Annotated in this window: 24 protein-coding genes, 1 other RNA gene and 3 pseudogenes; 15 read left to right on the plus strand and 13 right to left on the minus strand. The window is 73.0% G+C overall.

Annotated elements, in window-relative coordinates:
• Positions 1-157 precede the first annotated feature (157 nt).
• From ABZ154_RS08775 to ABZ154_RS08790, 4 genes are all read left to right on the plus strand, one after another.
• Positions 158-1,252 carry an ABC transporter substrate-binding protein gene (locus ABZ154_RS08775; RefSeq protein ID WP_356830396.1) on the plus strand — a complete coding sequence of 365 codons (1,095 nt, stop codon included), beginning with the start codon at positions 158-160 and terminating at the stop codon, positions 1,250-1,252.
• Entirely contained in the window at positions 1,249-2,367 is a 1,119-nt protein-coding gene (locus ABZ154_RS08780; protein WP_356830398.1) for an iron ABC transporter permease, read from the plus strand. Before ABZ154_RS08775 ends, ABZ154_RS08780 begins: the two co-directional genes overlap by 4 nt.
• Positions 2,364-3,200: a heme ABC transporter ATP-binding protein gene (locus tag ABZ154_RS08785; RefSeq protein WP_356830400.1), complete on the plus strand. Its 837-nt coding sequence runs from the start codon at positions 2,364-2,366 to the stop codon at positions 3,198-3,200. Before ABZ154_RS08780 ends, ABZ154_RS08785 begins: the two co-directional genes overlap by 4 nt.
• Before the next feature lie 170 nt (positions 3,201-3,370).
• Positions 3,371-4,375, plus strand: coding sequence for a hypothetical protein (locus tag ABZ154_RS08790; RefSeq protein WP_356830402.1), 1,005 nt, complete (start codon positions 3,371-3,373; stop codon positions 4,373-4,375).
• Positions 4,376-4,485: 110 nt separating this feature from the next.
• Here the strand turns inward: ABZ154_RS08790 and ABZ154_RS08795 are convergent, their stop codons facing one another.
• Both ABZ154_RS08795 and ABZ154_RS08800 read right to left on the minus strand, forming a co-directional pair.
• Positions 4,486-5,232, minus strand: coding sequence for a bifunctional DNA primase/polymerase (locus tag ABZ154_RS08795; protein WP_356830404.1), 747 nt, complete (start codon positions 5,230-5,232; stop codon positions 4,486-4,488).
• A 152-nt stretch (positions 5,233-5,384) separates the two neighbouring features.
• Positions 5,385-6,014 carry a TetR/AcrR family transcriptional regulator gene (locus ABZ154_RS08800; protein ID WP_356830406.1) on the minus strand — a complete coding sequence of 210 codons (630 nt, stop codon included), beginning with the start codon at positions 6,012-6,014 and terminating at the stop codon, positions 5,385-5,387.
• 180 nt (positions 6,015-6,194) lie between these two features.
• Between ABZ154_RS08800 and ddaH the strand changes: the two genes are divergently transcribed.
• Positions 6,195-7,055 carry a dimethylargininase gene (ddaH, locus tag ABZ154_RS08805; RefSeq protein ID WP_356830478.1) on the plus strand — a complete coding sequence of 287 codons (861 nt, stop codon included), beginning with the start codon at positions 6,195-6,197 and terminating at the stop codon, positions 7,053-7,055.
• Between the two features lie 64 nt (positions 7,056-7,119).
• On the opposite strand, the gene ABZ154_RS08810 is transcribed toward ddaH, so the two are convergent.
• Positions 7,120-8,121, minus strand: a complete 1,002-nt coding sequence (locus ABZ154_RS08810) for a small ribosomal subunit Rsm22 family protein (RefSeq protein ID WP_356830408.1) — start codon at positions 8,119-8,121, stop codon at positions 7,120-7,122.
• A 268-nt stretch (positions 8,122-8,389) separates the two neighbouring features.
• Between ABZ154_RS08810 and ABZ154_RS08815 the strand changes: the two genes are divergently transcribed.
• Positions 8,390-9,709, plus strand: a complete 1,320-nt coding sequence (locus tag ABZ154_RS08815) for a hypothetical protein (protein ID WP_356830410.1) — start codon at positions 8,390-8,392, stop codon at positions 9,707-9,709.
• A 15-nt stretch (positions 9,710-9,724) separates the two neighbouring features.
• Here the strand turns inward: ABZ154_RS08815 and ABZ154_RS08820 are convergent, their stop codons facing one another.
• Positions 9,725-11,140, minus strand: a complete 1,416-nt coding sequence (locus tag ABZ154_RS08820; protein ID WP_356830411.1) for a multidrug effflux MFS transporter — start codon at positions 11,138-11,140, stop codon at positions 9,725-9,727.
• 89 nt (positions 11,141-11,229) lie between these two features.
• Between ABZ154_RS08820 and ABZ154_RS08825 the strand changes: the two genes are divergently transcribed.
• Complete coding sequence (locus ABZ154_RS08825; RefSeq protein WP_356830412.1) at positions 11,230-12,225, plus strand: Gfo/Idh/MocA family oxidoreductase; 996 nt, start codon at positions 11,230-11,232, stop codon at positions 12,223-12,225.
• A 6-nt stretch (positions 12,226-12,231) separates the two neighbouring features.
• Here the strand turns inward: ABZ154_RS08825 and ABZ154_RS08830 are convergent, their stop codons facing one another.
• Positions 12,232-13,941, minus strand: coding sequence for an alkaline phosphatase D family protein (locus ABZ154_RS08830; RefSeq protein WP_356830414.1), 1,710 nt, complete (start codon positions 13,939-13,941; stop codon positions 12,232-12,234).
• Positions 13,942-14,094: 153 nt separating this feature from the next.
• Here ABZ154_RS08830 and ABZ154_RS08835 point away from each other — a divergent pair, with 153 nt between their 5' ends.
• From ABZ154_RS08835 to ABZ154_RS08845, 3 genes are all read left to right on the plus strand, one after another.
• A complete protein-coding gene (locus ABZ154_RS08835) occupies positions 14,095-14,850 on the plus strand; it encodes an SDR family oxidoreductase (protein ID WP_356830415.1) in 756 nt (251 codons plus the stop codon).
• A gap of 174 nt (positions 14,851-15,024) precedes the next feature.
• Positions 15,025-15,504, plus strand: a complete 480-nt coding sequence (locus ABZ154_RS08840) for a lamin tail domain-containing protein (RefSeq protein ID WP_356830417.1) — start codon at positions 15,025-15,027, stop codon at positions 15,502-15,504.
• 105 nt (positions 15,505-15,609) lie between these two features.
• Positions 15,610-16,470 carry a PhzF family phenazine biosynthesis isomerase gene (locus tag ABZ154_RS08845; protein ID WP_356830419.1) on the plus strand — a complete coding sequence of 287 codons (861 nt, stop codon included), beginning with the start codon at positions 15,610-15,612 and terminating at the stop codon, positions 16,468-16,470.
• Positions 16,471-16,487: 17 nt separating this feature from the next.
• Here the strand turns inward: ABZ154_RS08845 and ABZ154_RS08850 are convergent, their stop codons facing one another.
• Positions 16,488-17,513 (minus strand): hypothetical protein, encoded by a 1,026-nt coding sequence (locus ABZ154_RS08850; RefSeq protein WP_356830421.1) that lies wholly within the window; start codon positions 17,511-17,513, stop codon positions 16,488-16,490.
• Between the two features lie 97 nt (positions 17,514-17,610).
• Here ABZ154_RS08850 and ABZ154_RS08855 point away from each other — a divergent pair, with 97 nt between their 5' ends.
• Positions 17,611-18,306 carry a GNAT family protein gene (locus tag ABZ154_RS08855; protein ID WP_356830423.1) on the plus strand — a complete coding sequence of 232 codons (696 nt, stop codon included), beginning with the start codon at positions 17,611-17,613 and terminating at the stop codon, positions 18,304-18,306.
• 76 nt (positions 18,307-18,382) lie between these two features.
• Positions 18,383-19,285, plus strand: coding sequence for a glycosyltransferase (locus tag ABZ154_RS08860; protein WP_356830425.1), 903 nt, complete (start codon positions 18,383-18,385; stop codon positions 19,283-19,285).
• 7 nt (positions 19,286-19,292) lie between these two features.
• Here ABZ154_RS08860 and ABZ154_RS08865 read toward each other — a convergent pair.
• Positions 19,293-19,771: pseudogene (locus ABZ154_RS08865) on the minus strand (GNAT family N-acetyltransferase).
• A gap of 141 nt (positions 19,772-19,912) precedes the next feature.
• Between ABZ154_RS08865 and ABZ154_RS08870 the strand changes: the two are divergent.
• Positions 19,913-20,320 (plus strand): hypothetical protein, encoded by a 408-nt coding sequence (locus tag ABZ154_RS08870; RefSeq protein WP_356830427.1) that lies wholly within the window; start codon positions 19,913-19,915, stop codon positions 20,318-20,320.
• A gap of 33 nt (positions 20,321-20,353) precedes the next feature.
• Here ABZ154_RS08870 and rnpB read toward each other — a convergent pair.
• An RNA gene (gene rnpB, locus ABZ154_RS08875) (RNase P RNA component class A) lies at positions 20,354-20,765 on the minus strand.
• A 39-nt stretch (positions 20,766-20,804) separates the two neighbouring features.
• A pseudogene (locus ABZ154_RS08880) lies at positions 20,805-20,996 on the minus strand (Uma2 family endonuclease); the annotation flags it as partial.
• 294 nt (positions 20,997-21,290) lie between these two features.
• On the opposite strand from ABZ154_RS08880, the gene yaaA reads away from it, so the two are divergent.
• Both yaaA and ABZ154_RS08890 read left to right on the plus strand, forming a co-directional pair.
• The gene (yaaA, locus tag ABZ154_RS08885; protein WP_356830429.1) at positions 21,291-22,091 is read left to right on the plus strand and encodes a peroxide stress protein YaaA; all 801 of its coding nucleotides are present in this window, start codon (positions 21,291-21,293) and stop codon (positions 22,089-22,091) included.
• 63 nt (positions 22,092-22,154) lie between these two features.
• Positions 22,155-22,808 carry a bifunctional 4-hydroxy-2-oxoglutarate aldolase/2-dehydro-3-deoxy-phosphogluconate aldolase gene (locus tag ABZ154_RS08890; protein ID WP_356830431.1) on the plus strand — a complete coding sequence of 218 codons (654 nt, stop codon included), beginning with the start codon at positions 22,155-22,157 and terminating at the stop codon, positions 22,806-22,808.
• A gap of 11 nt (positions 22,809-22,819) precedes the next feature.
• Here ABZ154_RS08890 and ABZ154_RS08895 read toward each other — a convergent pair.
• From ABZ154_RS08895 to ABZ154_RS08910, 4 genes and pseudogenes are all read right to left on the minus strand, one after another.
• Positions 22,820-22,918 (minus strand): annotated as a pseudogene (locus ABZ154_RS08895) (sulfite exporter TauE/SafE family protein); the annotation flags it as partial.
• On the minus strand, positions 22,915-24,243 hold the full coding sequence (locus ABZ154_RS08900) for a bifunctional RNase H/acid phosphatase (protein WP_356830433.1): 1,329 nt from the start codon (positions 24,241-24,243) through the stop codon (positions 22,915-22,917). The gene ABZ154_RS08900 and the pseudogene ABZ154_RS08895, both read right to left, overlap by 4 nt.
• Positions 24,243-24,986, minus strand: a complete 744-nt coding sequence (locus ABZ154_RS08905) for a C4-type zinc ribbon domain-containing protein (protein WP_356830480.1) — start codon at positions 24,984-24,986, stop codon at positions 24,243-24,245. Before ABZ154_RS08905 ends, ABZ154_RS08900 begins: the two co-directional genes overlap by 1 nt.
• Positions 24,983-25,819 carry a Nif3-like dinuclear metal center hexameric protein gene (locus ABZ154_RS08910; protein WP_356830435.1) on the minus strand — a complete coding sequence of 279 codons (837 nt, stop codon included), beginning with the start codon at positions 25,817-25,819 and terminating at the stop codon, positions 24,983-24,985. The genes ABZ154_RS08905 and ABZ154_RS08910 overlap by 4 nt, the downstream gene beginning before the upstream one ends.
• Between the last annotated feature and the right edge of the window lie 85 nt (positions 25,820-25,904).

The following is a 25,904-nucleotide window of genomic DNA, read 5'->3' on the forward strand; positions in this document are numbered from 1 at the left end:
CTCCGAGGGCTGGCAGTGAAGGTAAGGCTAACCTAAGGTACTCGCAGCCCGTGCCGGAACCCCTCCGCCACCTCCACACAACTGACACATCCCTCACATCCGAACCGCCCGCCCCCCATCACCCACCGCACGCCGCAGAACGACAGGACGGTGCCCAGTGCGCATCACGCAGGACTTCGCCCCGAAAGGCCCTCAGGCCCCGGGCTCCGGGCGGGCCTTCGGCGGTCGGCCGGCCCGCGGCCGGGCGGGCGCCGCCCTCACCGCCGCGATGGCCCTCACCCTGCTTCTGACGGGCTGCGGCGGAGGAAGCGATTCCGCATCGACGGGGGCGAAGGCCGCCAAGAGCTCCGCCGACGCGGACCGGGTCGAGCCGCTGGCCGCCGCACCCGCACCGAAGCTGCCGGTGACGGTGGACTCGGCTGACGGCACGGGGGTGACCGTCGACTCCACCGACCGGATCGTGCCGCTCACCGGTTCACTGAGCGAGATCGTCTTCACGCTCGGCTTCGGCAAGCAGGTCGTCGCCCGGGACATCACCGCCACCTTCGAACAGGCGGAGAAGCTCCCCGTGGTGACCCGCGCCCACGACGTCTCGGCGGAGAGCGTGCTCTCGCTGAAGCCGACCGTCGTCCTCGCGGACACCACGACCGGACCGAGTGAGGCGATCGACCAGATCCGCGACGCGGGCATCCCGCTGGTCGTCGTCGAGCCCCCCAGGGAGCTCGCCGACGTCGGCCGCCGGATCGACACGGTCGCCGAGGCGCTCGGCGTACCGGCCGCCGGGAGCGAGCTGAAGGCCCGCACGGAGTCCCGTATCGCGGCTGTACAGAAGACCATCCCGGACCACGCGGACGGCGAGAAGCCCCGGGTGGCCTTCCTCTATCTGCGCGGCTCGGCCTCCGTCTATCTGCTGGGCGGCGCGGAGTCGGGGGCGAGTTCGCTGCTGGAGGCGGCGGGCGCGGTCGACGTCGGCAAGACGTCCGGCCTCGACAAGGACTTCACCGCCATCACCAGCGAGGCGCTCGCCAAGGCCGCGCCCGACGCGATCCTGCTCATGAGCAAGGGGCTCGAATCGGTGGGCGGCATGGACGGTCTGGTGAAGATCCCCGGCATCGCGGAGACGCCCGCCGGGATGGACCGCCGGGTCGTCTCGATCGACGACGGCGTGCTGCTGAACTACGGCCCCCGCACCGACCGGGTGCTCGCCGAGATCGTCGAGCAGCTGTACCCGAAGGGCGGCAGGGGCCAGTGACCACCTCGTACGGGGAACGCACCGGGGAGCCGCTCGCCAAGGAGGACCCCGGCGCGGCTGCCGACCCGAAAACGGCCCCCAGGTCCCGCCGCAGCAACGCGTTCGTGCTCACCGTCGGGCTCTCGCTCGCCCTGCTCGCCGGGTGTCTGCTCTCCGCCGCCATCGGCGCGTACTCCATCCCCATCGGGGACGTCCTGTCCTCCGTCCAGCACCGGATCGGGCTCGGCGGCCGGCCGCTGGACCGGGTCGGGGAGAGCGTCCTGTGGAACGTCCGGCTCCCCCGCGTCGTCCTCGCCCTTCTCGTCGGTGCCTCCCTCGGCTGCGCGGGCGCCCTGATGCAGGGCGTGTTCGGCAACCCGCTGGCCGAGCCCGGCGTCATCGGGATCTCGGCGGGCGCGGCGGTCGGCGCGGTCGCCTCGATCGCGCTGGGGCTGACCTTCTTCGGCAACTGGACGATCACCGTCTTCGCGTTCATCGCCGGCCTCGCCACCGTGCTGCTCGTCTACACGCTCTCGCGCTCCGGCGGCCGGACCGAGGTCGTGACGCTGATCCTCACCGGTATCGCCGTCAACGCTTTCGCGGGCGCGCTGATCGGGCTTTTCATCTTCTTCGCGGACAACGCGCAGATCACCCAGATCACCTTCTGGCAGCTCGGTTCGCTCTCCCAGGCGACCTGGCCCAAGGTGCTGGCTGTGCTGCCCTGCGCGCTGGCCGGACTGCTCATCGCCCCCTTCTACGCCCGCAGGCTGGACCTGCTCGCTCTCGGTGAACGGCCCGCCCGCCACCTGGGCGTGGACGTGGAGCGGCTGCGGATCCTTCTGGTGCTGGTCGTGGCGCTGCTGACGGCCGCCGCCGTCGCCGTCGCCGGGATCATCTCGTTCGTCGGGCTGCTCGTGCCGCACCTCCTGCGGATGGCGAACGGCCCCGGCCACCGCTTCCTCATCCCGGGCAGCGCGCTCGGCGGCGCCTTGGTGCTGGTGGCGGGCGACCTCGCGGCCCGGACCGTGGCCGCCCCCGCCGAGCTGCCGCTCGGGGTGCTCACCGCGCTCTTCGGCAGCCCGTTCTTCTTCTGGCTGCTGCGCAGGACCCGTCGCAAGCAAGGTGGTTGGGCATGAGGACGCTGAGAGACCTGTTCGCGGTTCGCACCCGGGAGCTGCCCTCGCCCGTCGCCCCCGGCTCACCCGCCGTCGAGGCCGCCGGGCTCTCGGTCCGGCTGGGGCAGCGGCAGGTGCTGGACTCCGTCGACCTGACCGCGCACGCGGGCGAGGTGGTGGCGCTGGTCGGTCCGAACGGGGCCGGCAAGTCGACGCTCCTGGCCGCGCTCGCCGCCGACCTGGCCCCCGGCAGCGGAGAGGTGCTGATCGGCGGCCGTCCGGCGGCGGCCTGGACCGCGCCGGAACTGGCCCTGCGCCGCTCGGTGCTGCCGCAGTCCGCCGCGCTCTCCTTCCCGTTCCCGGTGGAGGACGTCGTACGGATGGGGCGGGCGCCCTGGGCCGGTACGGAGCGGGAGGGCGAGGACGACACGGCGGTGGCGGCGGCGATGACGGCCACCGAGGTGACCCGGTTCGCCGCCCGGCCGTTCTCCGAGCTGTCGGGCGGCGAGCGGGCCCGGGTGGCGCTGGCCCGGGTGCTGGCGCAGCGGGCCCCGCTGATGCTGCTGGACGAGCCGACGGCCGCCCTGGACCTCCGCCACCAGGAGCTGGTGCTGCGGATCTGCCGGGAGCGGGCCGCCGCCGGGGACGCGGTGGTGGTGGTCCTGCACGATCTGGGGCTGGCAGCGGCGTACGCGGACCGGGTGGCCGTGCTGCACGAGGGGCGGATCGCGGTGGTGGGCCCGCCGCGGGAGATCTTCGACGGAGAGCTGCTCGGTGAGGTGTATCGGCAGCCGGTGGAGGTGTTCCCGCATCCGCGTACGGGGGCCCCGCTGGTCGTTCCCGTACGCTCCTGAGAGCCCGTCGGTACCTCGCGTACGCCCCTGGAGCCCCGACCCCGCCCCGGTGGGGCGCCAGATCACGGTGTGGACGCTGTGTCCGGACCGCGCCCGCGCGCCGTTCGCCGCCCCGGTAGGGTTTCGACGGTCAGTGCGGGCGACGGATGCAGAAGGCGCAGAAGCAACGGATGACGAGAGGCCCTAGGGTGAGTCGGCTGACGGCGGCGCTCGCCGCGGCGACGGTGCTGTGCGTGACCGCGAGTGGCTGTGTGACGGTGCACGGTGAGCTGGAAGTGCTGCCGGGGGCGACGGAGTCCGAGGCCGCGCAGGCCCTGACGGACTTCGTCACCGCCTACAACGCGGCGGACAAGGCGTACGATCCGGCGCTGGACGCGGACCGGGTGACGGGGTCGCTGGGGGCGATCAACCAGGCCGGGCTGAAGGCGCGGCAGACGTACAGCCCCGGGGGCAACAAGGCGCACAAGCCGCTGGAGTTGACGGACGCCACCTACATCATCCCGAAGAAGGCGGGCTGGCCGCGCTGGTTCCTCGCGGACACCGACTCCAACCGGGACGAGGACGGCGGGAAGCGGGACACCCGCTGGCTGGTCGTGTTCGTACGGAGTGGCCCCGCCGCGCTGTGGAAGGCGTCCTATCTCGGGGTCGTCGCCCCGTCCCAGGTACCGGAGTTCGCCCGCGACAAGGACGGGCTCGCCACACCGGTGGAGCCGCAGAGCGGTGAACTGACCGTGTCTCCGGCCGACTTGAGCATCGCGTACACCGAGTATCTGCAGAAGGGCACCCCGGACGTCTTCGCCCCGAGCACGGCGACCTCGCAGTGGCGCGAGACGCGCCGCACGACCCGGCGGGCCGGGTTCTCGTACCAGTACATCGACCAGCCGCTCTCCGGCGGCACGTTCGGGCCGCTCGGGCTGCGCACCGAGGACGGCGGGGCGCTGGTCTTCTTCAGCAGCAAGCACTTCGAGCGACAGGTCACGGCGAAGGGGCTGAAGCCGGAGGTCAACGCGGATGTGAAGGCCCTGATGACCGGCGAGGTCACCAACAGCCTCACCAAGGAGCGGATCTCCAGCCAGCTGGTCCATGTGCCCGCGCGCGGTCAGAGCTCCGACTCCGGCGGCCGGGTGCGGCTGCTGAACCGGCTGCCGGGTCTGGTCGCGGCGAAGGGTGAGTAGAGGGCGGGCAGGCGGGAGGGCGGGGTCCGGGATCCGGACACCGCCCTCATCCTTTTCGGTCCTCAGCGACTCAGCAGCTCCACACGCCTGGTCGCCAACAGCTCAACGGCTCAGCGGCTCAACGGCCAGGCGATCGAGTCGTGATCCAGCTCGCTCTGCTCGGCGCTGCCCGCATACCGCGCGCAGGCGTCGGTGAGCGTCTCCAGCAGGGTCAGCGGGTCGGGCAGCTCGTGCTCGGGGCCGCGCACCCAGTGGACCTCGAGCTCACCGGGGAGCCGGGCGGGCGGCAGGAGGACGTAGCTGCCGCGGCAGTGCCAGCGCAGACCCGGGTGGGCGTCCATGGTCTCGGGGTGGCAGTCCAGCTCGCAGGGCCACCACTCGTCCTCGTCCTCGGGGGTGCCGCGGGTGGCGGTGAAGAAGAGCATCCGGTCCTCACCGGACTGGGCGACCGGGCCGACGTCGATGCCCGCCGCGAGGAGACGCTCCAAGGCGCTGCGGCCGGCGGTGAGCGGGACGTCCAGCACGTCGTGGATCATGCCGGTCGCGGTGATGAAGTTGGCCAGCGGCTGGCTGCGGGCCCAGCGCTCGATCTGGGCGCGGTCGGTGGTCGACTGCGTCTGCCAGGCGAAGGAGATGGGGTGCCGGGCCGGGGTGGGACAGCCGATGCGTTCGCACGAACACCGGTATCCGAGGGGGTGGGCGGCGGGGGCGATGGGCATGCCCCCCTCGGCGACCGCCAGGAGCAGCGCCACCCGGGCCGTCTCCTCGGCTTCGGCCCCTGGTGCTTTGGGACGTCGCCGCAGCCACTGGGAGATCCTGCTCTCTGTGCCGCGGAAACGGCCGGAATCGGCGCCCATCTATCCCCTCACCTCAGCATTTCACCTCAGCGTTGCCTCTCCATCGTCGCACCATCTGGCGGCGGGGGTGGCCAGAGTTCACCAGCGGGGCCGTGCACCACTGCACCGAGTGAGCACCATCACGCCTGATGTCACCACATAACGGATAAGGATCAAGAGCGAGAGGCCAGCCCGCCGAGGGCGTAGTCGACGATTCGGTCGGCGTACGCATGGGTGAGCGGGAGGGTCCTGAGGAGCCAGCGGTGGGTCAGTGGCGCGATCAGGAGCTCCAGGGCGATCCGCGGATCGGCGTCGGGGCGGAGCTGTCCGGCCTCCTGTGCGGCCCGCAGCCGTGTGACATACAACGCGAGCTGCGGGTCGAGCAGCTTCTCGACGAATTCGGCGCCCAGTTTCGCGTCGACGATGCCCTCGGCGGTCAGTGCCCGGGTGGGGGCCTCCATCACCGGGTCGTTCAGCTCGTCGACGGTGGCCCGCAGGACGAGCTTGAGGTCGGCGCCCAGATCGCCGGTGTCGGGGATGCCGCGCTCGGCGCCGCCCGCCTGCGGGCCCGCCTGCTCGGCGGCCCGGGCGGCCAGGTCCAGGAAGGCCTCCATCAGGACGGCCGCCTTGGAGGGCCACCAGCGGTAGATCGTCTGCTTGCCGACCCCGGCGCGGGCGGCAATACCCTCGATCGTCGTGCGCCGGTAGCCGCTCTCGCCGACGAGGGCGAGGGCGGCGTCGTAGATGGCCCGGCGGGAGCGGTCGCTGCGGCGGCTGGAGTCGGGTGCCTTGTGGGGTGCCATGCGGCCAATCTAGCGTCGGGCAAGCCGATACGTTTCGTCTAGCCCGTGTCCCGCAGCCCGTATCCCGTGACCGGGCGGCCGAAAGGTGGCCGCGGTAGGACGATCCGGTGAACCACCCGATCGGTCCACTGCGGATCTCGCCCGCACGGCGCACCATGGGCTCACGCACAGACCGTGCGCATCCCACCGTTCCGCGGCCCGGCCGCCGTTCGCGAGGAGCCCCAGTTGAACCGTGACGCCACCCCTCGTCGCTACCTGATGTGCGCCCCGACGCACTTCCGGGTCACCTACTCCATCAACCCGTGGATGGACCCGTCCAAACCCGTCGACCTGCCGCTGGCCCAGACCCAGTGGGAGGATCTGCGCGACCGTTACCGCGCCCTCGGCCACACCGTCGAACTGCTCACCCCCCGCCCGGAGCTGCCGGACATGGTCTTCGCGGCCAACGGCGCCACGGTGATCGACGGGCGGGTGCTCGGCGCCCTGTTCGCCTACCGGGAGCGGTTCGAGGAGGCCGAGGCCCACCGTGAGTGGTTCCGGGGACACGGTTTCACCGAGATCCGGGAGCCCGACCACGTCAACGAGGGCGAAGGGGACTTCGCGGTCACCGCCTCCTACCTCCTGGCCGGGCGCGGCTTCCGCTCCAGCCCGCTCTCGCACGACGAGGCCCAGGAGTTCTTCGGGTTGCCGGTCATCGGCCTCGACCTGGTCGACGCGCGCTACTACCACCTGGACACCGCACTGTGCGTGCTGGACGCGGCGGCCGACGAGATCATGTACTACCCGGACGCCTTCTCCCCCGGCAGCCGGGCCGTGCTGCGCCGGCTCTTCCCGGACGCGCTGCTCGCCCGGGAGGCGGACGCGGCGGCGTTCGGTCTCAACTCGGTCAGCGACGGCCGCCACGTCCTGCTGCCGCAGGCCGCGACGGGGCTGCTCGACCCGCTGCGGGACCGGGGCTTCGACCCGGTCCCGATGGACCTGGGTGAGCTGCTCAAGGGCGGCGGCAGCGTGAAGTGCTGCACGCAGGAGCTACGGGGGTAGGCGCGAGCGCCCCGACCGGGGGAAGCGCCCTCGAGTCGCCTTCCTACGCCGACTTCGTCGGGGATCAGGGGGTGTCCGGGGTGTCCGGCGGCCAGGCGTCACCCCAGGTGATGTCCCTGGCCGCCCGGTACAGCTCGCCGTGGCGCTTGGTGACCGTGGAGCGGGACAGGCCCTCGTCCCGGGTGCAGAGCTCCAGCAGGACCTGGCCCTTGCGGAGCTGCGGCTTGCGGGTGATCCGGGCGGGCGCCGGGGTGGCGGGGAAGCGGGTGGCGACGACGTAGGCGAACTTCTCGTCCTCGTGGCTGAGCGAGCCCCCCTTGACCTGCCGGTGGAGCGAGGAGCGGCTGACCCGGGCCGAGAAGTGGCACCAGTCGGTGCCCGGTTCGATCGGGCAGGCATCGTTGTGCGGGCAGGGTGCGGCGATCCGCAGTCCGGCGGCGATCAGCCCGTCCCGGGCCTCGATGATCCGCCCGTATCCGTCGGGGGTGCCGGGCTCCACGATCACCACGGCCTGCCCGGCCGCGGCGGCCGCGTCGACCAGCTCGGTCCTGGCCTGCGCGGTCAGCTCCTTGAGTACGTAGCTGACGGTGACCAGGTCCGCCGGTGCCAGCTCCAGCGCCGTGCCGATCCGGGCCCGCTCCCAGCGGGCCTCCCGCAGGGACGGCACCCCGGACGCCTCGGCCAGTTCCCGGCCGAGGGCGAGGGCGGGCTCGGCCCAGTCCAGGACGGTGGTCGCCGCCCCCTCCCAGGCCCCGGCCACCGCCCAGCTCGCCGCTCCCGTGCCGCCGCCGACGTCGGTGTGGGTGGCGGGCGCCCAGTCCGGCGCGGCCTCCACCAGGGCGCCGAGGGCGGACCGTACGGCTTCGAAGGTGGCGGGCATCCGGTACGCGGCGTACGCGACGACGTCGGAGCGGTCCCGCAGGACCGGGGCGTTGGTCGGCGTCTCCCCGCGGTAGCTGGCGATCAGCCGGTCGACGGCCTGCGCGGCCTGCTTGGGCGGCAGCCCGTCGAGCAGCCCGGCCAGGGCCGCGCGCAGGGACTGGGCGGTGGGGAGGGTGACGTTCACCGCCGAATTGTAGGCGGAGGGGGAACCCTCGGGCGCATTCCGCTCGGCCCGGGCCGGCGAGGGTACGGGATCCGGCGGCGGAGCCCGCGTAACCGGTCCGGAACAGGTTCTCGGCGAACTCCACGCGGTCAGAGGGTCGTTGCTACGCTGGCCCGCGCGAGATCGGCACGAGACGCAAAGCGCGAGGCGTGAAGCGCACGGCGTGAAGCACAAGGCACGAGGCACGCAGCGCACAGCACGAGACCAGGTTCGGTCCACCGGGGGAGCCATGAGACAGAAGGTCGTGCGGCTGGCCCTGGCAGGCGGGGTGGTCTTCCTCGCCCTGCTCCTCCTCCTGGCGACCTGCGGCGGCAGCCCGGACAGCCAGGGCGGCAAAGGGGCCTCCACCACCCCCGCGAAACGGGTCATGCCGAGCGCGGGGCCGGTCACCCGGCTCACTGTCCCGCCGCAGTACGCCACCGACCGGGGCTGGGAGATCATCGGCTCCTCCCCCGAGGTCGCCGTCTCCCACGCGACGGGCCGGCTCGCCTATGTGGAGCGGTCGAACGGCAACCGCTACCGGCTGCGCACCGTCGACACCGCCACCGGGAAGCTGGGCTGGCAGGGCCAGGCCTGGCGGCCACCGGACCCGCTGCACCACCCCAGGCTCGCCACGGTCACCGCGGGCGGCCGGCAGTACTTCGTGACCTGGTCGTACGGGAAGGTCGGCGACGGGCTGACACCGGCGTCCACCTTCGTCTCCCTCGACGTGTACGACGTGACGGACGGCGCGCGGCAGCGCGTCGAGGTGCCGTGGTCAGGCGCCCCGAACGTCGACACGAACGGCCCGGAGATCGTGATCAGCGACGGCAAGGCCAACAGCACGCTGGTCGACCCGGTCACCGGCACGGTCTCGGAACTGAGCGCGGACGAGCTGAAGTACCCCAAGGGCTGCCCGGCCTGCAAGCAGCTCACCGAGGTGTACGGACAGACCGCCGCGGGGCTGCTCGTCGGCGGGGCACGGGAGTTCTGGGTGCGCGGCGGCTGGTTCAGCCGGAACGTGGCGCCCAAGGGCGTCGACCGGAGCAGCGGCGTGGTGACGTCGGTGGCCGCGGACCGGGTGCTGGCGAAGTGGGCGCTGGCGAAGAAGGCGAAGCGGGCGGCCACCCACGAGCTGTGGACGGTGCACGACACGGCGACCGGCGAGCCGCTGGTATCGGTGGAGTGCCACCGGCCCGCCATAAAGCCGGGGCGCTACCCGCAGGCGGTCCTCTCCCCCTCGGGCGACCACCTGATCGCCGGGAACCTGGCCTTCGACCTGGAGGCGGGCCAGGGCCACTGCTTCGAGAAGGAGGACGGCTCCAGCCATCTGGTGCTGGCCACGGTGACGGACGACGGCATCGCGTACGGGGCCGAGAACGCGCGCGACGCCTCGGAGGCGCTCTCCGGGGGCGGGCTGCCGGTCGCGGTCGACTTCGCGGACTGGACGACCGAGCAGTTGTCGCGCAACGCCCGGCTGCCGGGGATGGAGGCGACCGGCGTCGGGGTGTTCCGCTGGACGGACCGGCAGGAGCGGACGCATCTGATCGGGTACCCGCGTACCGACTGAGCCCCCGGAAACCGGCTAGAGGGCGCCCTTCCCCGCCCGCTGCCACGGGCGGCACAGCCCCAGGAAGCAGCCCACCGCCGCCACCGCGCACACCACCTGCACGACCGCCATCGGGACGGCCGTGTCCTCTCCCGCGATCCCGACCAGCGGCGAGGCGATCGCGCCGATCAGGAACGAGGACGTGCCGAGCAGCGCGGAGGCCGAGCCCGCCGCGTGCTTGGTGCGCATCAGGGCCTGGGCGTTGGTGTTGGGCATCGCCACACCCATCGCCGACATCAGCACGAAGAGTCCGGCCGCCACGGGGACCAGGCCCACCTCGCCGAACACGCCCGTGGTCATGAGCAGCAGCGCCACGGCCGCGAGCACGATGACGGTCAGGCCGAAGCCGAGCACCTTGTCCAGGCTGATCCGGCCCACCAGCAGCTTGCCGTTGATCTGCCCGACGGCGATCAGCCCGATCGAGTTGAGGCCGAACAGCAGGCTGAAGGTCTGCGGGGAGGCCCCGTAGATCTCCTGCACGACGAAGGGGGACGCGGCGATGTAGGCGAACAGGACGGCGAAGGCGAGCCCGCCGGTGATCATGTAGCCGGTGAAGACCCGGTCCGCGAGCAGCCCGCGCATGGTGCGCAGGGCCTCGCCGACCCCGCCGGTGTGGCGGCTGCCGGGGGGCAGGGTCTCGTGCAGCCACTTCCAGACGACGAGGGTGAGCACGATGCCCACGCCGGTCAGCACGACGAAGATGCCGCGCCAGTCGGTGAAGCGCATCACCTGCCCGCCGATCAGCGGGGCGATGATCGGGGCGACGCCGGAGATCAGCATCAGGGTGGAGAAGAACCGGGCCATCTCCACGCCGTCGTAGAGGTCGCGCACCACCGCCCGGGCGATCACGATGCCCGCGGCGCCCGCGAGCCCCTGGAGGAGGCGGAAGCCGATGAGGAGTCCGGCGGAGGGGGCCAGGGCGCAGATCGCGGTGGCGATGACGTAGACGACCATGCCGAGGAGCAGCGGCCTGCGGCGGCCCCAGCGGTCGCTCATCGGTCCGACGACGAGCTGGCCGAGCGCCATCCCGGCCAGGCACGCGGTCAGCGTGAGCTGGATGGTGGCGGCGGGGGCGCTCAGGGAGTCGGTGACCGCGGGGAGCGCCGGGAGGTACATGTCCATGGAGAGCGGCGGCAGGGCGGTGAGACCGCCGAGGACCATGGTGACCAGGAACCCGGCGCGTCGTGCCGCCTTCGCCGCGGGGGCGGTGAGCCCGCCTGCCTCCGGGACCACCGGAAGGCCGGCGGGGGCGGTGACCTGCGGGGCGCCCGGGTCGACGGAGAGGGCACCGGCGTCCCCGTGCGGGGTGAGCGGCGCACTGTCGGCTCCGGGACCGGTCCCGGAGGTGGGTATGTGTTCTCGCTGGGCCCGGCTGCCGCCGCTGTCCGGCATTCTCGTCTCCACATCGTTGAATCCGCATCTATGCTCTCAGCTCGGCCGGAGTGGTCGATACCTTTTTCGGGCTGGATGGGGTGGCGGGCATGAGCGGGACGGTGCGCTGGGGTGTTCTGGCGACGGGCGGCATAGCCGCGACCTTCACGGCGGACGTACAGGCGCTGCCGGGCGCCGAGGTGGTGGCCGTCGCCTCGCGTACGGAGGCCTCGGCGCGGGCCTTCGCCGAGCGCCACGGCATCGCGCGGGCCTACGGGAGCTGGGCGGAGCTGGTCGCCGACGACGCGGTGGACGTGGTGTACGTGGCCACCCCGCACTCGGCGCACCACGCGGCGACGGCGCTCGCGCTGAGGGCCGGAAAGCACGTGCTGTGCGAGAAGGCGTTCACGCTCAACAGCCGGGAGGCGAAGGAGCTGGTGGCGCTCGCCCGGGACCGCGGCCTCTTCCTCATGGAGGCCATGTGGACCTACCTCAACCCGGTGGTCCGGCGGCTGACCGAGCTGGTGCGGGACGGGGCGATCGGCGAGATCCGTACCGTGCAGGCGGACTTCGGCTTCGCGGGCGACTTCGCCCCCGGTCACCGGCTGCGCGACCCGGACCTGGGCGGCGGGGCGCTGCTGGACCTGGGTGTCTACCCGGTCTCCTTCGCCCACCTGCTGCTGGGTGAGCCGGACCGGATCCAGGCCGACGCGCTCCTCTCTCCCGAGGGCGTCGACCTGAACACGGGGATGCTGCTGGGCTGGGAGTCGGGCGCCACCGCGCTGCTCTCCTGCTCGATCGTCGGCCACCACCCGACGGCGGCCACCGTCATCGGCACGGCCGGGCGGATCGACCTCCCGCGCGACTTCTTCCACCCGGACCACTTCGTGCTGCACCGGCCCGGCAGGGAACCGGAGACGGTCACCTCGGGGCCCGGGCCGGAGGGCCTGTCGGGCATGCAGTACGAGGCCGCCGAGGTGATGCGCGCGGTCCGGGCGGGCGAGAGCGAGTCCCCCCTCGTACCGCTGGAGGGATCGCTCGCGGTGATGCGGACGCTCGACGCGGTACGGGACCGCATCGGCGTCCACTACCCGGCGGACCACTGAGCTCCTCTAGGCCGGTGTCAGCCCCGGATTCCCCGCCTCGGTGACGAAGGAGGCCGCCGTGGAGACCGGCGCCCCGGGGGTCGTGACGGCCGACACCGTACGGAAGTCGGCGCGGGCCTCCTTCGGGGTGAGGGTGACGACCGCGTAGCCGCGCCGCCCGTCGTAATGCTTCATGTGCGGGTTGGCGCGGGTCTGGTTCTCCCAGTTGGCGGGCCGCTCCGCGCCGTCCTTGCCGCTGGAGACGGACGTGGTGACGATCTCCGTGCCGACGGTCCGGGAGGCCGGGTCGTCGAAGTCCTTCTTCAGGTCGAAGGCGTAACTGACGTGGACGTCGCCGGTGAGGACCATCAGGTTCTCCACCCCGGCGGCCTCGGCCCAGGCCAGCACCCGCTGCCGGGAGGCCGGGTAGCCGTCCCAGGCGTCCATGGAGAGCTTGTAGGCGGCGGTGGGCACGTCCCGCCGCCGGGCGAACGTGACCTGCTGGGGCACGACGTTCCAGGTGGCGTCCGAGACGCGCCAGCCGTCGATCAGCCAGCGTTCCTGGGCGGCCCCGGTCATCGTGCGCGCGGGGTCCTCGGACTCCGGGCCCGGGGTGCGCCAGCCATCCCCGTACGCCTGGTCGCTGCGGTACTGGCGGGTGTCGAGGATGTCGAACTGGGCGAGTCGGCCGAAGGTGAGACGGCGGTGGAGCCGCATGTCGGGGCCGGTGGGGCGCTGCGGGGCGCGCAGGGGCTGGTTCTCCCAGTACGCGCGGTACGCGGAGGCCCGGCGCAGCAGGAACTCCTCGGGGGCGACGTCGTTCTCGGGGATGTCGCCCGCGTAGTTGTTCTCGGTCTCGTGGTCGTCCCAGGTGACGACGAAGGGGTGGGCGGCGTGGGCGGCGCGCAGGTCGGGGTCGGACTTGTAGAGGGCGTAGCGCAGCCGGTAGTCCTCCAGCGTGACCGTCTCGCGGTTGTAGTGGGCGGGCAGGCGGCGGTCGGTGTAGTTGCGGGCGCCGCCGGTGGCGGTGACGGCGTACTCGTAGAGGTAGTCCCCGAGGTGGAAGACCACGTCGACGTCCTCGGCGGCCAGGTGGCGGTGGGCGGTGAAGTACCCGTCGTGGTACGCCTGGCAGGAGACGGCGGCCAGGGTGAGGGAGCTGTTACGGGTCCCGGCGGCGGGCGCTGTGCGGGTGCGGCCGGCCGGGCTGGTCCAGCTGCCGGTGCGGAAGCGGTAGTAGTAGACGCGGCCGGAGTCCAGGCCCTGGACGTCGGCCCGGACGCTGTGGGCGAACTCCGCGTGGGCGGTGACCGATCCGCGCCGCACGATGCGGCGGAAGCCCTCGTCGTGGGCCAGCTCCCAGCTCACCTGGACGCGGCCGGCGGGGAGGCCGCCTGCGGGCTCGTAGGGGCGGGGCGCGAGGCGGGTCCAGATGAGGACGGAGCCGGGGAGCGGATCGCCGGAGGCGACGCCGAGGGTGAAGGGGTTCTCGGTGATCCTGCGGGCGTCCAGCTCGGCGGCGCTCGCCGTGCCGGCCGCGGGCAGGTTCATCGTGAAGGCGAGCGCGGCGACGGCTCCCGCCCCGGTGAGCAGACGGCGGCGGCCCAGGCCGCCCGGCCGGGATAACCGGGTGGCGGCGGTGGAGGGTCCGACGGGTCGGACACCCTCGGCTGATCGAACGTTCTGCGTGGATCGGACACCCTGGCCGGGCGCCGTGGAGGTCGGTGCGGCTGTCATATGCCCCTCGCTTGCCGGATGCTGCCGGATGCTGTCGGAACTCAGCGCACCGCCGGCGCGCGACGCGCCGTTGTCGCGTGCACAACTTCCGCATGGCGGGTCGATGAGCACCGCGTGCCCTGTGCACCGACCTCTCCCGTACGCTGCCGGGCCATGAACACTGATCGACGAGTCGCTGTTGTCACGGGTGCCGGTTCGGGAATCGGGCGGGCCGTCGCGCTCTCCCTCGCGAGGGCGGGGTGGTCGCTCGCGCTGGCGGGGCGGCGGGCGGAACCGCTGGCGGAGACGGCGGCCGCGGCCGGAGCCCCGGACGCGCTGTGCGTCACCACGGACGTGACCGACGAGGACGAGGTGGGCGCGCTCTTCGCCGCCGTAGGGGAGCGGTTCGGCCGGCTGGACCTGCTGTTCAACAACGCGGGCACGTTCGGCCCCGGGGGCGTGCCGGTGGAGGAGCTCGCGGCGGCGGACTGGCGGGCGGTGGTGGACGTGAACCTGACGGGGGCGTTCCTCTGCGCGCAGGCGGCGTACCGGCTGATGAAGGAGCAGGACCCGCAGGGCGGCCGGATCATCAACAACGGCTCGATCTCCGCCCACGCGCCGCGCCCGGACTCGGTGGCCTACACGGCGACCAAGCACGCGATCACCGGGCTGACGAAGTCGCTGTCGCTGGACGGGCGCCCGTACCGGATCGCCTGCGGCCAGATCGACATCGGCAACGCGGCGACCGAGATGACCGAGCGGATGCAGACCGGCGTTCTCCAGGCGAACGGGGAGCTGGCGGTGGAGCCGGTGATGGCGGCGACCGACGTCGCGCGGACCGTGGTGCACATGGCGGAGCTGCCGCTGGAGGCGAACATCCCGTTCCTGACGGTGATGGCGACGAACATGCCGTACGTCGGACGGGGCTGAGGGGGCCGGAGCGTCGGGGGCCGGGGCGCGTTTCAGGTGCGACCACTTCTGACCGAACTAGCCGCCAGATGACAGAAGTTGCGGATTTCCCCACTCCTGAACGAGCAAGCGCGTGCTGACCGTATGATCGCATCTCGTTACGCCTTCACCAGAAAACCACAGAAGGAACACCACATGCGCATACGCACCGCTGCGCCGATCGCCCTGGCCGCCGCCACCGCCCTGGCCGGCTCGCTCCTCGCCACGGCGGCACCGGCCTCGGCGGCCGCCCACCAGGGCGGGCTGCACTTCGGCACCATCCAGTACGACGGTCCCGGCAAGGACGACCGGTCGAAGAAGTCCCTGAACGCCGAGTGGGTCAACATCCACAACAACGGCAAGAAGAAGGTCCAGCTCAAGGGCTACAAGGTGAAGGACAACACCGGCTACACCTACACCTTCGGCAGCTACACGATCGGTGCGGGCAAGACCGTCAAGCTCCGCACCGGCAAGGGCAAGGACGTCGCGGGCACCGTGCACTGGAACCGGGGCTCGTACGTCTGGAACAACACCGGCGACAAGGCCCGGCTGATCAAGCCGAACGGCAAGCTCCAGGACTCCTGCTCCTGGGGGAAGTCGACCGCGGCGAACAAGGGCGTCAAGAACTGCCACTGACGGTCACCGTGCTGGATGGGGCTGCCGCGGCCCGGGGGCTGCGGCAGCCGTACGGCGAAGAGCCGGGCGGGAATGCCCTGAGCGGCGGCAGGGTTGGGCTGTGCCATGACACGTGATCACGGCCACCGCCCCGACGTCCTGCGCTACACCGCCTTCTCCGCCGACCCCGAGGGCGGAAACCCCGCGGGCGTCGTCCTGGACGCGTCGGGGCTGGACGAGGAGCGGATGCTCGCGGTCGCGGCGGAGCTGGGCTACAGCGAGACGGCGTTCCTCACGGAGCGGACCGGCGAAGGCGCTTACACCGTCCGCTACTTCAGCCCCAGGGCCGAGGTGCCGTTCTGCGGCCACGCCACGGTCGCCACCGCCGTCGCGCTGGCCGAGCGGGACGGACCGGGCACGCTGGAGTTCGCCACGGCCGCGGGTCAGGTCCCGGTCACCGTCGTCCGGGAGGGCGGCGAGCTGCGGGCCACCCTGACCAGCGTGGTCCCGCACGTCACGGGGATCGGCGCGGCGGACCTCACGGAGGCGCTGGCGTCCCTGGACTGGCCGGCCGCCGCTCTCGACCGCGCCCTGCCGCCCCGGATCGCCTACGCGGGCGCCCGCCACCTGGTGCTGGCCGCCGCGACCCGTGAGCGGCTCGCGGACCTGGAGTACGACTTCGCACGGCTGGAAGCGCTGATGCGCCGGCTGGACCTGACGACGCTGCAACTGGTCTGGCGTGAGGCGCCGGAGGTCTTCCACGTCCGGGACCCGTTCCCGGTGGGCGGGGTGGTCGAGGACCCGGCGACCGGGGCGGCCGCGGCCGCGTTCGGCGCGTACGTACGCGAGCTGGGGCTCGTCCCGGAGGCGGCCGTCCTGACCCTCCACCAGGGCGCGGACATGGGCCGCCCGGGCACCCTCACGGTGGAGCTGCGCGCCGGGGACGACCGGGTCAGGGTCGGCGGGACTGGGACGCGGATCGGCTGAACATCCGGGGGAGGATGTCAGCCGGTCAGCTCCTTGGCCGGGGAGACGTGGGCGAACCAGCGGGCCGTCTCCTCCGGTTCGAGGGCGCGTTCCAGGATGACGTCACCGCGCATGCCCGGGAAGAAGCGCCCTGCGGGCCAGGACCGCCGGTAGGACGGCTCGTCCAGCACCAGCAGGCGTACTCCGTCGACCACCGGGATGTCCGCCGGAGCCCCCTCGTTCCAGAGCCGGCCGCCGTCCGGGGCGGTCAGGTCGAAGGAGCCCACGGTGTCCACCTGCCCCGGGGTCTCCCGGCAGACGGCGACCTCCTGCGGCGAGGGGGCGTGACCCTCCACATGGCCGCCGCCTATGAGCGCGTCGGCGAGCAGGGTGTGCAGCTGGAAGTTGTCGCCGACGCCGAAGAACCGCAGGGCGTAGCCGGTGCCGCTGGTCCGGTGGAGGGCGACGAGCGGTTCGTCGTCCAGCACCTGGAGGACGTGCCCGAGGGAGGTGAACTGCCGGCCGGACGCCTGTTCCACAGCGGTGAGCAACCGCAGCAGCTCGGCCCGGCCGCCACCGGCTCCGGCGCGTACCGCCCGGTGGTTCAGCAGGGCGACGGCCGCCCTCTCCCACTGGGGCAACGTCCACCAGCCGGCCGCCGCGTCGGCCCCCGCCCGTTCGACGGCCTCCTCACCCGGCTCTCCGTCACCCGGTACGGGGAACGGGCCGCCGCCGGTCGCCGCCCACGCCTCGGCGAAGGCCGCGGCTCCCCCAAGTGCCGCCCGCAGCCCGGCCCGTACGCCCGGGGCGCAGCGCTCGGCGTCCGCGCCGCGCTCCACACAGGCCCCGACGAGGACGGCGACGACGGCACGAGGGCCGGGCGGGACCTTCTCCAGTACGGCGGCGAGGCGCGGCCCGCCGTCCAGCAGCTCCGCCTCCTTGGCCTGCCCGAAGGTCTCCTGCAGCCGGACGAACGCCTTGCCGGACCGTTTCGCGTCCTGGGCCACCACCGCGGCCTCGAAATCCGCGACCGCTCCCCCGAACCCGGCCTTGCTGAATATCATTCCAGCACTTTATCGGCGTGCCGTCGGGCACCGTGAAGCCGGTCGAGGTCCGGCGGGCCGAGGGGCGCAACCGCGCCGATCGCGGGAGGATACGGGCATGGCTGACCGCAAGCCTGACGCCCCGCGCAACCCCGCCCCCGGCCCCCGGTCCGACAGCGCGACCGGATCGCGTGCCGGCCCCGGCGCCGGCACGGACGGCGCCGCCCGGCCCGGCCCCGATCCACTGACCGTCCCGAGCATGTCCGCGGGCCCGGACTTCGTCCTGCGCCCCTGGGAGATGAGCGACCTGTCCCTGGTGCGCGAGGCCGCGCAGGACCGGTACATCCCCCTCATCACCACGATCCCGCCCCGCTACTCGGAGGAGGCCGCCGAGGCGTTCGTCCGCAGGCAGTGGGACCGGGCGGCCACCGGCGCCGGGTACCCGTTCGCCATCGTCCGCTCCCGGGACCGGCGCCCGGTGGGGTCCATCGGGCTCTGGCTGCGGGACCTGCCGGAGGGCCGGGCGTCGATCGGGTACTGGATGGTGGCCTCCGGCCGTGGCCAGGGGGTCACCCGCGCCGCGCTGCGTACGGTGACGGGCTGGGCCCTGCGCGACCTCGGCGTCCCCCGCCTCCAGCTCTTCATCGAGCCCTGGAACACCGCGTCCGCCCGGATCGCCGAGGACGTCGGCTACCGGCACGAGGGAGTGCTGCGCGGCTGGCAGCAGGTGGGCGACGAGCGCCGCGACATGGCCGTGTACGGGCTGCTGAACAGCGACGGGCCGGTGGATGGCCGGGCGGCAACGGCGGACTGAACACCGAGGCGTTACGATCGCGGGCACCGCTGCCGACCAGCAGCCGCACGGCAGCCGAGCTCCAGGAGTACCGAACTTGTCCGCACCACGCATCGGCGTATCCATCGTGACCATGGGGGACCGCCCGCAGGCGGTCGAGGCGCTGCTGGCGTCGGTCGCGATGCAGGACGTCCGGCCCACCCGGCTCGTGATCATCGGCAACGGGACGGAGCTCCCGGACTACACCTCCACCCCCGGGCTGGCGGACCTCGACGGCGGGGTGACCACCATCGAGCTGCCGGAGAACCTGGGCTGCCCGGGCGGCCGGAACGAGGGGCTGCGCAGGCTCGCCGAGGTCGGTGACGTGGACGTGGTCGTCGAGCTGGACGACGACGGCCTCCTGATCGACAAGGACGTCTTCCGCCGGGTCCGGGACCACTTCGCAGCCGACGACCGGCTCGGCATCGTCGGCTTCCGGATCGCCGACGAACACGGCGAGACCCAGCGCCGCCACGTGCCCCGGCTGCGGGCGGGCGACCCGATGCGGGGCGGGCAGGTGACGGCCTTCCTCGGCGGCGGCCACGCGTTCTCCATGAAGATGCTGGAGGAGACGGGCCTGTGGCCCGCGGAGTTCTTCTTCACCCACGAGGAGACGGACCTCGCCTGGCGCGCGCTGGACGCCGGCTGGAAGGTCGTCTACGACCCGGAGCTGCTGCTCCAGCACCCGAAGACGTCCCCGGCCCGCCACGCGGTCTACTACCGGATGACGGCCCGCAACCGCGTCTGGCTCGCCCGCCGCAACCTGCCCCTCCCCCTGGTCCCCGCCTACCTCTCCACCTGGACCCTGCTCACCCTGGCCCGCACCCGCGACGCCCAGGGCCTGCGCGCCTGGGCGGGCGGCTTCGCGGAGGGCGTCCGCACCCCGTGCGGCGAGCGGCGCCCGATGCGCTGGTCGACGGTGTGGCGGATGACGAGGCTGGGCCGCCCCCCAGTCATCTGACCTGCCGCTATGCCGGCCTCCAGCAGTAGAGGACGTCCGGCTCACCCTCCTCGTCGCGGCTCCCGTCGTCGAACGCGCCGGCGACGAAGCCTTGCCGCTCGCAGAAGGCGCGGGCGGGCGCGTTGCGCTGGAACACGTACAGCTGCAGCGGCCCGCCCGCGGCCTCCCGCGCCTCGGCCGGCAACCGGCTTCTGATCCCGCGCCGCAGCACGTCGGGCCGCAGGTAGAGATGGTCCAGCTCGTCGCCCCCCGCGAGCGCGGCGAACCCGGACAGCTCGCCTCCTCCTGCTCGGCGACCCGGACCGTGGTGCTGGTGGGCAGCACGACGCGGGTGATCCACGCGAGACTGTCCTCGTCGCTGTGGACCCGGGGCAGATAGGGCCTGGCGGCGGCGCGGGACGCCAGGAAGACACTGGTGACGGCCTCCGCGTCCTGGGGCGTGGCCGGGCGTATCGGTACGTCGTACACGCTTTCCCTCACTCGCATCACTCCCGGTCCCGTGGCCGCTCTGTCCTCGCCCGTACGGGTGGGGAACAATGGCCGCGGGCAGCAGAGCAGGCCAAGGGGCCGGGGCAGGTCAAATACCGTGCGCCGAGAGCCCAGGGGCACAGGGGGAGGAAGATCGCGATGCACTGGATCTGGTGGGTTCTGATCCTTTTCTGGACCGGGGGCTTCGCCTGGGCAGCCGACACCGCCCGCACCGCACTGCGCAACCGGCACGAACGAAAACTGGAACTGCTGGAGGCGGCGAAGCAGGAACGCCTCGCTCTGGAGGCCGCGCACAAGTCGCCGGAGCCGGTCTGCGGGTGCACCCACCACCTGGCCAAGCACGACCGGCGGGGCCGGTGCCATGAGCAGGTCGAGGTGCCGACGGCGTGGGACGAGAACAAGAAGCCGCTGCGCTACGAGGCCGGGCAGTGCAACTGCCAGCAGTACGTGGGCCCGCAGCCGCTCTCGCAGGTGTACGCGGAAGAGCTGACGGACCGCTGGCCGACGGACCCGCCGACGGAGGAGAAAGGGCCCCCGGCCAAGTGAAACACCTGGTCGGAGGCCCTTGCCGCTCACCGGCAGACGAGTCGTGCTGTACGCCGGGTTCTGTCTCCCGGTCGCCTCGCGGCGGCCGGGGAGACGGCCATCCATCTAGGACCGGCATTGCTGCCGGTCTCGTGCGGTCTACCCGTGAACTCGGGCGAGCAGCCCTCGAACGTTCACGCAGGGCCGTCCCCTTGCCGGGAACGCCCCCTCTTGACCTTGCTCCGGGTGGGGTTTACCTAGCCGCCTGAGTCACCTCAGGCGCTGGTGGTCTCTTACACCACCGTTTCACCCTTACCCGGGACCGAAGTCCCGGGCGGTCTGTTTTCTGTGGCACTGTCCCGCGGGTCACCCCGGGTGGCCGTTAGCCACCACCCTGCCCTGTGGAGCCCGGACGTTCCTCGGGAGGAGTCCCGAAGGATCCTCACGCGGCCGTCCGCACGGCTCGTCTGCCGTATCCGCCATCCTACCGGGCCGTATCGGCGGCTCAGTCGAAGTCCCCGGTCTCCAGGTCGAAGGCGAAGGCGAAGGGCTCGGGGAGCGGGAGCGGCTTGCCCTACGGGATCGTGAGGTGCTGGCGGTAGTCGGCGTCCTCCGGGTCGCTGAAGAGCGTCACCGAGCCCGCGTCGCGGTCGATGAGGATGCCGCCGCGGGCGTAGCAGCGGCGCTCGGCCTCTCGGCCCCGAGCGAGCAGTCGGCCGACCCGGTCATACGCAGATGGCGGCGGGGCATGGACCGAGCGTAGGCCGGGAGGGGGCGGGCGGCATCCGGGGCCGTGGGTGGCCGTGGCGGACCCGGGGGCCGTGCCCCTACCGGGGGGCGCGAACCCGGCACCGTACACGGAGCCCGGTACAGCCGGCAGAACCCGGCACCGTCCAAAAAGCCCCACCCCGCCCCCGTACCCTTGCCGAGGACCCCGGAGTGCCCGCACGCCCGCCGGGACCGCTCGTCGTGCGTACGAAGGAGAACTGCCGTGCTCGTGCTGTTGCCGCCCTCCGAAGGAAAGGCCGCCTCGGGGCGCGGAGCTTCCCTGAAGCCGGAGTCGCTGTCGCTGCCGGGGCTCGCCGGGGCACGGGCGACGGTCCTGGAGGAGCTGGTCGAGCTCTGCCGGGCGGACGGGGAGAAGGCCCGCGAGGTGCTCGGGCTCAGCGTGGGACTCCGGGGCGAGGTCGGGAAGAACGCCGAGCTGCGGACCGCCGGGACCCGGCCGGCCGGGGAGCTCTACACAGGCGTGCTGTACGACGCCCTCGACCTGGCCTCCCTGGACACGGACGCCCGGCGGCGCGCGGCGAAGTCGCTGCTGATCTTCTCCGGGCTGTGGGGCGCGGTCCGGATCGGCGACCGCCTTCCGCCGTACCGCTGCTCGATGGGCGTGAAGCTCCCGGCCCTCGGGGCGCTCGGCGCGTACTGGCGTACGCCCATGGCGGCCGTCATGCCCGAGGCCGCCGGGGACGGGCTGGTCCTGGATCTGCGGTCCTCGGCATACGCCGCGGCGTGGAAGCCGAGGGGCGAGGTGGCCGCGCGTACGGCGAGCGTGCGGGTGCTCCAGTCGCAGATGGTCGACGGGGTGGAGAAGCGGTCCGTCGTCAGCCACTTCAACAAGGCGACCAAGGGGCGGATGGTGCGCGACCTGCTGACGGCGGAGGCGCGGCCGAAGGACCCGGAGCAGTTGGTGGATGCGTTGCGGGATCTCGGGTACATGGTGGAGGCCCAGGCCCCCGCGCGGGCCGGGCGGCCGTGGTCGCTCGATGTGGTGGTGACGGAGATCCACTGAGTGCGTTGCAACCTCCGCAACGGGCGTTGCAGGTATCGCAGGCGGCGCGGCAGGATGGGGGCCATGACCTCCTCCTCGCCGCCGCCCGCAGCCCCCTCCGGCACCTCCGTACTGGATCTCGCCCCCGTCATCCCCGTCGTCGTCCTGCACGACGTGGCCGACGCCGTGCCGCTGGCCCGGGCTCTGGTGGCGGGCGGGCTGCCGGCGATCGAGGTGACCCTGCGGACGACCGCCGCGCCGGAGTCCATCCGGGCCATCGCAGCCCAGGTGCCGGGTGCGGTGGTCGGGGCCGGGACGGTCATCTCGCCGCAGCACGTGCGGGACACCGTCGACGCGGGTGCCAGGTTCCTGGTCAGCCCGGGGTGGACGGACGCGCTGCTGGAGGCGATGAAGGAGTCCGGGGTCCCGTTCCTGCCCGGCGTCTCGACCACTTCCGAGGTGGTGGCCCTGCTGGAGCGCGGGGTGAGCGACATGAAGTTCTTCCCGGCCGAGGCCGCAGGCGGTCTTGCCTATCTGAAGGCGCTCTCCGCACCGATCCCCCAGGCCCGCTTCTGCCCGACCGGAGGCATCTCGCTCGCCTCCGCACCCTCGTACCTCGCTCTGCCGAACGTTGCGTGCGTGGGCGGCAGTTGGATGGTCCCGGGCGACGCGATCGCGGCGAAGGACTGGGACCGGGTGGCCCGGCTGGCGGCGGAGGCCGCGACGCTCGGAACCTGACCGCACGAGGCGGGCGGCAGGAACACCGCCCCCGACACCCCGGCCGGGGCGGTCGCCACCGGGACCAGCAGCCCGGCGGCGAACCCGAGCAGGCCGGTCGGCCGGTTCATGCGGGTCCTCGTTCCCGCCGGCGCAGGTGCGAGGTGTCGTTGAGCAGGCGTACGGAGGCGTTGCCGTCCCCGTAGTACGCGACGGTCGAGATCGAGGCCGCCGACAGCTCCATCCGGAACATCGACCGCGCCGGGGCCTCCAGCGCCAGCCGGACCAGCGTCTTGATCGGGGTCACGTGGGTGACGACCAGGACCGTGCGGCCCGCGTACCGGGCGGTCAGGCGGTCCCGGGCGGCCGCGACCCGCTCGGCGACCTCCGTGAAGCTCTCGCCGCCGCCCGTCGGCGCGGCCTCCGGGGAGGCGAGCCAGGCGGCCAGGTCGTCCCCGTACCGCTCGCGCACCTCACCGAAGGTCAGCCCCTCCCACGCGCCGAAGTCGCTCTCGCGCAGGCCGTCCTCGATGCGGACGTCCAGGCCGAGGCGGTCGGCGACGGCCGCGGCGGTCTCGCGGCAGCGGCGCAGCGGCGAGCTGACGATCTCCTGGACCGTGCCCAGGGCGGCGAAGTGGGCGGCCGCCCGGGCGGCCTGGTCGCGGCCGATGGCCGAGAGTTCGGGGTCGGTGCCGCCGCTGCCGGAGAACCGCTTCTCGGGCGTGAGCAGCGTCTCGCCGTGCCGGAGCAGCACGAAGGTCGCGGGTGCGCCCAGGTCAGGGGCGGCGGCCCAGCCGACCTGCGGGGCGGAGACGGGGGCGGCGGTGACGTCCGTGGGCTCGGGTTCTTCCGGAGCCTCGACCTGGAACAGCGTTCCGGCGTCTGCCGCACCCCGCGCGGCCGCCAGCGCGGCCCGGGCCTTCGCCGCGCCCGCCGTCGCGTCGCCGGGCGGCCCCCGGTCGGGCAGCGGGGTGCGGGCGGGCGCGTCCAGCTCGGCCGTCGAGGCGGACGCCTCCCACTGCCGGCCGTCGCGGCCCGCGTCCATCGCCTCGTTGGCGAGCCGGTCCGCGTGCTTGTTCCGCGCGCGCGGAATCCACTCGTACGTGACGGAGGACGGCGGCAGGAGAGCGGCGGCACGGGCCGCCAGCGGCTTCATGTCGGGGTGCTTGATCTTCCAGCGCCCCGACATCTGCTCGACCACCAGCTTGGAGTCCATCCGGACGTGGACCCGCAGGGAGTCGCCCGCGTCCGGGAACAGCGCCTTCGCTGCCGTCAGGCCGGCGATCAGGCCCCGGTACTCGGCGACGTTGTTGGTCGCGACGCCGATGTACTCGGCGGCCTCGGCGAGGGTCTCGCCGGTGGCCGCGTCCAGGACGACCGCGCCGTAACCGGCGGGCCCCGGGTTGCCCCGGGAGCCGCCGTCGGCCTCGACCACCAGCCGGCGAACGGCACTCATTACAGGCCCGACTCCGCGGTGCGGACCAGGATGCGGTGGCAGTTCTCGCAGCGCAGCACCGTGTCGGGGGACGCGGCCTTCACGTCGTTGACCTCGGTGATGTTCAGCTCCAGACGGCAGCCCTCGCAGCGGCGCTGGTAGAGCCGGGCGGCGCCGACCCCGCCCTGCTGGGCGCGGAGCTTGTCGTACAGCTTCATCAGGTCGGCGGGGATGACCTCGGCGACGACCTGGCGGTCCTTGGTCACCGTGGCGGCCTCGGCGTCCAGTTCGGCGGTGGCGGCGTCGCGGCGGGCGATGGCGTCGTCGACCTTGGCCTGGACGGCGGCGACCCGCTGGGTCAGTTCGGTGACCCGCTCCTGGGCGGCCTCGCGGCGCTCCATGATCTCCAGGACGACGTCCTCCAGGTCTCCCTGGCGCTTGGCGAGCGAGGTGAGCTCTCGCTGGAGGCTCTCCAGGTCCTTGGGCGAGGAGACCGCGCCGGAGTCCAGGCGCTGCTGGTCGCGCACGGCGCGCTGGCGCACCTGGTCGACGTCCTGCTCGGCCTTGGTCTGCTCGCGGGTGGTGTCGCTCTCCTCGGTGGTGGAGGCGACCAGCAGGTCACGCAGCTGGGCGAGGTCGCTGCTGAGCTGCTCGATCTCGGCGTGCTCCGGCAGCGAGGTGCGCTTGTGGGAGAGCTGGGCGAGACGTACGTCGAGGGCCTGGACGTCGAGGAGTCGGATCTGGTCGGCGGGCGCGGCGTTCAGTTGGGGGCTCCAGAGGAATGGTGGGTGGTCCAGGGGTCGGTGACCTGCGTCGAGACATGGACCCGCAGGTCCCATCCGTGGCGGTCGGAAAGCGCGTCGAGCTGCGCGGCGGCCTGCTCGCACCAGGGCCACTCGGTGGCCCAGTGCGCGGCGTCGACCAGGCCGAGCGGCGAGTGCTGCACGGCCTCGGACGCCGGGTGGTGGCGGAGGTCGGCGGTGAGGAAGGCGTCGACGCCCGCGGCGCGCACCGCCTCGAAGAGGCTGTCGCCGGAGCCGCCGCTGACGGCGACGGTGCGCAGACACGCCTCCGGGTCGCCGGCGAGGCGGATGCCCTGCGCGGTGGCGGGGAGCCGGGCGGCGGCCCGGGCCGCGAACGCGGCCAGGGTCTCGGGGTGGTCCAGTGCGCAGATACGGCCGAGCCCGCGCCGCCCGTGCGGGTCGGTGGGGTCCGGTACGAGGGGGCCGGTGACGCGCAGGTCCAGGGCGCCGGCGAGGGCGTCGGAGACGCCGGGGTCGGCGGTGTCGGCGTTGGTGTGCGCGACGTGGAGCGCGATGCCGTGCTTGATGAGGGTGTGGACGACCTTGCCCTTGAAGGTGTCGGCGGCGACCGTCGTCGTCCCGCGCAGATAGAGCGGGTGGTGGGTGACGACCAGCTGGGCGCCGAGCTTCAGGGCCTCGTCGGCGATCGCGTGGACGGGGTCGACGGCGAACAGCACCCGGTCGACCTCGGCGTCCGGGTCGCCGCAGACCGTGCCGACCGCGTCCCATCCCTCGGCCCGCTCGGGGGGCCAGAGGGCGTCGAGGACGGCGATGACTTCAGACAGACGGGGCACGGGGGAAAGGCTACCTGTCCGGCGCGGTCCGCCGCCCCTGGCCGCCGGACCTGTACGCCAGGACGGGCGGCCGGACACGAATCGT

This window comes from Streptomyces sp. NPDC006261, from assembly GCF_040613515.1.
Classification (GTDB): domain Bacteria; phylum Actinomycetota; class Actinomycetes; order Streptomycetales; family Streptomycetaceae; genus Streptomyces.

Excerpts from the sequence above, each read along its gene's own strand:
- ABZ154_RS08785 (WP_356830400.1), top strand. The coding sequence starts at position 2,364 with ATGAGGACGCTGAGAGACCTGTTCGCGGTTCGCACCCGGGAGCTGCCC.
- ABZ154_RS08795 (WP_356830404.1), bottom strand. The coding sequence starts at position 5,232 with ATGGGCGCCGATTCCGGCCGTTTCCGCGGCACAGAGAGCAGGATCTCC.
- ABZ154_RS08835 (WP_356830415.1), top strand. The coding sequence starts at position 14,095 with ATGAACACTGATCGACGAGTCGCTGTTGTCACGGGTGCCGGTTCGGGA.
- ABZ154_RS08820 (WP_356830411.1), bottom strand. The coding sequence starts at position 11,140 with ATGCCGGACAGCGGCGGCAGCCGGGCCCAGCGAGAACACATACCCACC.
- ABZ154_RS08825 (WP_356830412.1), top strand. The coding sequence starts at position 11,230 with ATGAGCGGGACGGTGCGCTGGGGTGTTCTGGCGACGGGCGGCATAGCC.
- ABZ154_RS08870 (WP_356830427.1), top strand. The coding sequence starts at position 19,913 with ATGCACTGGATCTGGTGGGTTCTGATCCTTTTCTGGACCGGGGGCTTC.
- ABZ154_RS08790 (WP_356830402.1), top strand. The coding sequence starts at position 3,371 with ATGACGAGAGGCCCTAGGGTGAGTCGGCTGACGGCGGCGCTCGCCGCG.
- ABZ154_RS08840 (WP_356830417.1), top strand. The coding sequence starts at position 15,025 with ATGCGCATACGCACCGCTGCGCCGATCGCCCTGGCCGCCGCCACCGCC.
- ABZ154_RS08845 (WP_356830419.1), top strand. The coding sequence starts at position 15,610 with ATGACACGTGATCACGGCCACCGCCCCGACGTCCTGCGCTACACCGCC.
- ABZ154_RS08850 (WP_356830421.1), bottom strand. The coding sequence starts at position 17,513 with ATGATATTCAGCAAGGCCGGGTTCGGGGGAGCGGTCGCGGATTTCGAG.
- ABZ154_RS08830 (WP_356830414.1), bottom strand. The coding sequence starts at position 13,941 with ATGACAGCCGCACCGACCTCCACGGCGCCCGGCCAGGGTGTCCGATCC.
- ABZ154_RS08815 (WP_356830410.1), top strand. The coding sequence starts at position 8,390 with ATGAGACAGAAGGTCGTGCGGCTGGCCCTGGCAGGCGGGGTGGTCTTC.
- ABZ154_RS08900 (WP_356830433.1), bottom strand. The coding sequence starts at position 24,243 with ATGAGTGCCGTTCGCCGGCTGGTGGTCGAGGCCGACGGCGGCTCCCGG.
- ABZ154_RS08890 (WP_356830431.1), top strand. The coding sequence starts at position 22,155 with ATGACCTCCTCCTCGCCGCCGCCCGCAGCCCCCTCCGGCACCTCCGTA.
- ABZ154_RS08800 (WP_356830406.1), bottom strand. The coding sequence starts at position 6,014 with ATGGCACCCCACAAGGCACCCGACTCCAGCCGCCGCAGCGACCGCTCC.
- ABZ154_RS08855 (WP_356830423.1), top strand. The coding sequence starts at position 17,611 with ATGGCTGACCGCAAGCCTGACGCCCCGCGCAACCCCGCCCCCGGCCCC.